The following is a 5,824-nucleotide window of genomic DNA, read 5'->3' on the forward strand; positions in this document are numbered from 1 at the left end:
GGGGGGGGCGTAGGTTCTTCCTGACAGTGGCCGTGGTGGCGAATCTGGCCATCCTCGGTTTCTGGAAGTACCAGGGATTTCTCGCCCAGAACATTAACGCCGCCCTGGGCGAGGAGTTTCTGACCGACCTGCAGCTAGCCCTGCCCATCGGCATCTCGTTTTTCACCTTGCAGGCGCTCACCTACATCGTGGATGTGTACCGCGGCGAGGTGAAGGTGCAGAAAAACCCCCTGTATCTAGGCATGTATATTGCCATGTTCCCCCAGTTGGTGGCCGGGCCCATCGTGCGCTATTCCGATATCGAATACGAGATCGACCATCGCCGTGCCACCTTGGCTGGGTTTGCCCAGGGGCTGCGCCTGTTCTGCGTGGGGCTTGGCAAGAAGGTGCTCTTGGCCAACACCGCCGGCGTGCTGGCCGACTCGCTGCTTGTCCAGGATGCCGCCACCATCGGTTTCATCGGCTGCTTCTCGGGCGTGGCGGCCTACACGTTCCAGATCTATTTCGACTTCTCGGGCTATTCGGATATGGCCATTGGCATGGGTAAGATGATGGGATTCGATTACCCGCGCAACTTCAACTACCCCTACACTGCTCGGTCGGCCACGGAGTTCTGGCGCCGCTGGCATATGACCTTGGGCGGATTCTTCCGCGACTATGTGTACATCCCCCTCGGCGGCAACCGCGTGTCGGTGCCGCGCTTCATCGTGAACACCATGATCGTGTGGGGGCTGACGGGCATCTGGCACGGGGCAGCCTGGAATTTCGTTCTGTGGGGCCTGTACTGGGGCGTGCTTATTCTGCTGGAGAAGTTCTTTATTACGAGGCTGCTCGACCGCCTGCCTGGCTTCGTGAGCCATATCTGGTGTGTGGTGCTGTTCTTCTTCGGCTGGCTGCTGTTCGCCGTAACGGGGCTGTCGAACGTGGCCGAGTGGACAGCGGCCCTTTTCGGCGCCTACGGTTGGCTCGGCACCTCCACCCTGTGGGAACTGCAGTCGTGGAGCTACGTGTCCCTCATTCCCATTTTCATCGTGGGGTCGCTGCCCTGGGCGCCCTATCTGCGCAAGAAGCTGGAGGCCTGGGCCGAGGGCGATATGCACCGCTCTATCGTAGCGGCGCCGGCCAAGGGCAACACCGCCGTGCCGCCCTGTCAGGCCCTTTGCGAAGGCGCCGTTGTGGCATCGGGTCGCGCCCGCGTGCTCGCGGTGGTGAACGGTCTGGTGGACGTGTCGCTTGTGGCTGTGTTCGGGCTGTCGGCCATGGCGGTGGTCTCCAGCTCCTACAACCCGTTCATCTACTTCCAGTTCTAAGGAGTGTCATGAAGGCAAAAGCCAGCAGACGTGACGCAGTGCTTTCCATTGTCATGGTTCTCTTGGTTTCATCTCTCATTATCGTTAAAGTGGCGGATCGTTTCGATGTGCCGGTATTGGGAGACTTCAGCAATGGAACCATTTCAGATTTGGAGGCGCGAAGCTATCAGCCGTTTCCCCGATTCACGAAAGGAGATTTCGTCGCTCGAGTTTTCCAGGAAAATGCCGATCAGTATCTGGCTGACCTCACACCCTGTCGGGATGAGGTGATTCTGGGCAATGCGTCCTTCCAGAGGGCTTTCATTCGTCTCAGTGCGCAGTTGTTTGGCTACAAGACGTACCCCACTTTTTACGGCTCCTCTCGTGTTTACGATACGGAGTTGGATTCTGTTCTGCCAATTCCTCCAGATCCAAGTGGGGGAAGGGCTCGCCAGTGTGCGCGACTTGCGGAGGCAATAAATGGATTTAGCGAGGCGAATCCCGATCTGATGACAGTGTTTTGCCTTGTGGGATCCATGGAGTTCTCGCCCTTCGATCCGCTGCGTGACCTTATGTCGCGCGGAGAGGAGAACATGTCCATGGTGGACGATCTCCTGTCATCGTTGCGGGAGGAGGTGGTGACGGTGAATCTTGAGATTGCTGACGAGTCGGATTATCTAAAAAACTATTATAAAACCGATCATCATTGGAATATCTTCGGCGCCTATGAAGGCTACGCGACCGTTATGGCGGCCATTTCTCCCGATGAGGAGCCGGTATCGATCACGGGAACTCGTTCTTGGGATGTCCCCTTCTACGGCACATACGCTCGAGTTGGCCTCTTTCGGCCTCCTATGGCGGATGTCATCGAAGACATCGAGTATGACCTGTCCAATCTTTCAGTGTCAGTGAATGGGGAAGCGTCCGCTCTGGAGGATGTTCTCCATGTGGAACGGTACAACTCCGGTCGGTATAGCAGTTCTGTTTTCAAGAACAGGTACGGAGAGTATTTTCATGGAGATAGCTCGCATGCGTATATTCGTTTTGATAATGAGGACGTATCGGGTGACGAGAGCCTTCTCATTGTGGGAGATTCCTATACGAATTCCATTGAGCGCCTATTTGCCGAGCACTTTAAGACGGTCCATTGCATAGACTTGAGGTATTTTGACGGCACTGTTCAGAGCGTGGTGGAAGATAATGGCGTAGATGTCGTTCTCTTCATGGAAAGTTTGGGCAATTATACCAACGATACGTTTATTGAGAATATTTCCTAAAATGAAAAAATGACGGTCGGGCTTTCTCCTTCTGTGCGACTGCCTTATAGTGGTTCATTGGTCATGGTGCCTGGGCGTATAGCTTGTGCAGCTCGCCTTGCAAGGACATAGTCGCGGAAGGAGATTCGTCATGGGCGTACCATTTGTTTTGGGAAAACCCGATTATTTCGTTGTGGATTCCAATAATGTCGGATTGATAGATAGCGAAATGTACGGCTTCTCGCTCGGTGCCTCCGATATCGCTCACGGGGGGGGGCGTTTGTTGCAATATCGCGAGAAGACCATGAGGTTGTGATTGAGCAGGACTTCTTGGGATCCTATGGCTTATATCTCTATGAAGACGAGTTCTTTTTTGCGGTAAGCAATTCTTTCCAGAAACTGGTCGAGCATCTGGCGCCTATCAGACAATTAACTCTGAACGATGATTTCGTCCGCCACTTTGTTTTGGCCGACTTGTGTTCCATCTCATGCGAAGAAACCATGGTGAAAGAGATACGGCTTCTTCCGAGAAATACGTTTGTTTCCGTCAATCTTGCTACTCTCCAGCTTGCTGTAAGAGTGCGTGCGGACTACGGGGACAACAGCATTCCCGTTGACACCCCCGAAGGTATCCTGCTGCTGGACCATTGGTTTGAGAAATGGACCAAGATCATAAGGGGCATTTGGCGCGCAAGACGATACGAGATCAGCGCTGATTTGTCGGGTGGATTTGACTCGCGAATAACGCTCTGCCTTCTTCTAGGTGCTGGAATTGATATGGGGGATCTTCGCGTTAATTCCATCGAAGATCGCCTTCATACCCATGCAGAGGATTACCGGATTTCTTCCGCTATCGCATCCCATTATGGTTTTCAGCTTAATGTGTCTCCCTCGTGGTGGGACTCCAATGAACCCGAGCCTTTTTCCCTTCGTGAGGCTCTGGACATTTCGTTTTACGCTAAGTCGGGAGTCCATAAGCAACTCGGTTTCAAGGCCTCCCGAAGTATGTTGCCTCGCTTTAATTTCACTGGATCAGGAGGCGAGTGTCTCCGGGCCTACTGGAATGAGCCGCCGATGGACTACCAGGAGAGAAATGTGCGTCAGGCATTTGAATTGGCCCCTGATTGCGCGGCAGCCTATGCCCTGTCTATGAGGAACATCATTGAAAACTCATTTCAAGCGCTACGAAGAATTACAGGGGGTAAGATAGAGGGGCGGGATTTGACCCAGTCTCTCTACAAGGAGACCCGCTGCCGCTTTCATTTCGGACGCGATGCCGTAGAAAGCTACTTCGCGAATGATATTAAATGTACGCCCTTGATAGATGCTGATCTATTCAGGCTGCGTACCAATGGGAGAGGCTGCTCGGACAAGAACCTCCTCGTGGCAATTATATTCGACCGTTATCAAAAAGAGCTTCTCCAATTTCCCTTTGAAGGGGGCAGAAAAATTGAAGAGGCAACGCTCGAATACGCACGGGCGCTCAACCGAAAATTTCCTCCTCCTTCCTTTCCGGAGGAGAAGGGGGAAGAGGTGGCGCAGATTGTTGAAAATGCGAGCGTGCCGCCAGTGCAGACGTCAGAGGAGCCGACAAATTATCGAGAAATTGACGATTGCGTGAGAACGGCTTTCGAGTCATGCCGAGAGCGGGCAGCGTTTTCGCTTATCGGGTCAGATGCCGTCTATATGCGCCAGCACAGGCTTATGCAGCGGGACAATTACCGTCCCTTGCAGCATGCCTATCCCTGTTTGGCGGCAACGGGCGTCGCTGCCGCCCTTGACAGCAAGGGCGGAGAGTTCAAGATCTCTTCCTATATGCAGAGAATGGCATGGACAAAGAGCGCGGTGCCTGACGAGTCTTTCATCCAAAACGACTATTTGAGGCTGCTTGCAACGGCGCGCATTGATGTCAAGAACCATCATGGCAGCTCAGAAAGCGGTCTCGCTCTCTTGAGTGCAGGAGGGGGCTACGTTTCCGTTTCAAACCCCCGTTGGTTTTGTCGAGATGGCAACGAAGGTTATGTGTTCGAAGGTTTTTCGGGAAGGATGGAGCTGTCTTTGAGAGCCTTGATGGCGGGAACAGTAAGCGTGGAATTTCGCAGTAAGAATGCGCACAACGCCCAGGGCGCACCCAGTCCGGTTCTCGTCGACTATACGCTGATTGAGGTCAACGGTCGTGCTCTATGCGACGAGCGCATGACCGCATGGCACGATGATCCCATTAAATGCGATACCCCGGTGCATTCAGGCGATTTGCTGACTATTCGTGCAGTATGGGGGCCGCACAATTGTGTTCTTGATAAGCAGCCAATTGCGAAAGGGGCGGAGGCTGAAGTCATCGAGAAACCGGCACCGCCCACGGTGACTCGCTTGCTAAGACGCGGGAAGGCCCGACTGCTGCGAATTCTATCAAGGTAGATCTGAAGTCTCTGCTGTGCTGAAATCGAAGAGCACCGAACCATAGTGGTCTCGGCGCTCTTCGGAGGGGGCTATTTCAGCTTCGCCTTGAGCCATCGGGGGGGAGCGAGCAGCATGTGTCCGATGCGGTATGAGTGTGATTTTTTCACTCGGCTTATTTCGGCACTCTGCTTCTTCTTCTCCTTTGCAAAGGCTCGATCCGATTTGACCTGATCGACGATGATGGTTTTGAACAGAACTCGATCTCCTACGGAGAGGGTCTCGAGAAATGCGTCAAGGTCTTCCGTCGATGCTAATGCCGTGTATTTGGCGGCATCGCGGCGCCAGATGCTTACTTGAGTCTGGAGTGCCTCCGCGAAGTCCCGTTCTGTCGATGAGGGCTCGGCGTCAAGGAATCGCGCAACGCCAATGATAGAGCGATAGTATCCGAATGCATTACGAAGTCCCTTTTTGCTTGTCATGATGGATTCGCATCGCACGCGGCGAAGGTAGAGCTGCTCCGGCAGAACAAAGCTGCTCGTGCTTACCGAGAGGCATTGAACGGTGAACAGATTGTCCTCGTGGATTATGCCGGTCATGAAAGTCAAGCTATGCTCGGTAAGGAAATCACGTTTGATAAGCTGAAGACAAGCGCTGGGTTTGAAATCCCCATTTTCACGTAGCTGCACGAACAACTCTTTACCAGAGAGCTGTTTCTCGTACTCGCCTGTGTAGTTGTAATACGTGGTAAAGCCGGGGTGCTGCTCGAGTGCCTCATAAGAATCGTAAAACGATTGAGCAGAAAAGAACACCTGATCGGCATTGGAGTCTCGGGCTACTCCGAGTAAATGCTCGACGGCGGAGGGAACGAGGAGATCGTCG

General features: G+C 53.5%; 5 protein-coding genes. 4 read left to right on the forward strand and 1 reads right to left on the reverse strand.

Annotated features, from left to right (window positions below; all coding sequences use genetic code 11):
- The 4 genes from F8D48_RS11180 to F8D48_RS11190 form a co-directional block, all read left to right on the forward strand.
- A partial coding sequence (locus tag F8D48_RS11180) for an MBOAT family O-acyltransferase (protein WP_151432093.1) occupies positions 1-1,310 on the forward strand: 1,310 nt, incomplete at its 5' end.
- Between the two features lie 8 nt (positions 1,311-1,318).
- Positions 1,319-2,566, forward strand: coding sequence for a DHHW family protein (locus F8D48_RS11185; RefSeq protein ID WP_151432096.1), 1,248 nt, complete (start codon positions 1,319-1,321; stop codon positions 2,564-2,566).
- A 130-nt stretch (positions 2,567-2,696) separates the two neighbouring features.
- On the forward strand, positions 2,697-2,861 hold the full coding sequence (locus tag F8D48_RS11725; RefSeq protein WP_170272813.1) for a hypothetical protein: 165 nt from the start codon (positions 2,697-2,699) through the stop codon (positions 2,859-2,861).
- Entirely contained in the window at positions 2,858-4,963 is a 2,106-nt protein-coding gene (locus F8D48_RS11190; RefSeq protein ID WP_151432098.1) for a hypothetical protein, read from the forward strand. The genes F8D48_RS11725 and F8D48_RS11190 overlap by 4 nt, the downstream gene beginning before the upstream one ends.
- Before the next feature lie 71 nt (positions 4,964-5,034).
- Here F8D48_RS11190 and F8D48_RS11730 read toward each other — a convergent pair.
- The coding region (locus tag F8D48_RS11730; protein ID WP_205717392.1) for a glycosyltransferase family protein at positions 5,035-5,824 on the reverse strand (790 nt) is incomplete at its 5' end.

It is taken from the genome of Adlercreutzia muris (assembly GCF_008831045.1).
Taxonomy (GTDB): Bacteria; Actinomycetota; Coriobacteriia; order Coriobacteriales; family Eggerthellaceae; genus Adlercreutzia; species Adlercreutzia muris.

Excerpts from the sequence above, each read along its gene's own strand:
- F8D48_RS11185 (WP_151432096.1), top strand. The coding sequence starts at position 1,319 with ATGAAGGCAAAAGCCAGCAGACGTGACGCAGTGCTTTCCATTGTCATG.
- F8D48_RS11725 (WP_170272813.1), top strand. The coding sequence starts at position 2,697 with ATGGGCGTACCATTTGTTTTGGGAAAACCCGATTATTTCGTTGTGGAT.